Source organism: Pseudoflavonifractor phocaeensis, from assembly GCF_016901955.1.
Classification (GTDB): Bacteria; Bacillota; Clostridia; order Oscillospirales; family Oscillospiraceae; genus Flavonifractor; species Flavonifractor phocaeensis_A.
In genome coordinates, this window is sequence record NZ_JACJLC010000251.1 from 1 (window position 1) to 325 (window position 325).

Consider the following 325-nt stretch of genomic DNA (forward strand, 5'->3'; position numbering starts at 1 on the left):
AGACTGCTACAAGTATCACAGCCATGAAGGCCATCCGATCGGTTATTGAGCAGGCAGACAGCAGACGGGAACCAATCAGACAAGTCGACGGAGAGCAAATCAAACAGGATCAAATTAAAGAGAGGGGGCAATTGAGTGAGTAGGTATCCACCCGGCCATACGGTCGGGGCCATCTACGAGGGTAGCAGCGGCAACCCGTACCTGGACGCTATGCCTGACATGCTCTCACCGGAGCAATTTGCCAAATCCGTCGCAAGCTACCCACCTATCCCCTATGATCTGGCTCAGATGTCACCCGAGGAACGACGGGAACTGCTGCCATCGC

General features: G+C 54.8%; 1 pseudogene. It reads left to right on the forward strand.

The features are described 5' to 3' along the window. Nucleotides 1-135 precede the first annotated feature (135 nt). Nucleotides 136-325 (forward strand): annotated as a pseudogene (locus tag H6B51_RS17420) (ATP-binding protein); the annotation flags it as partial.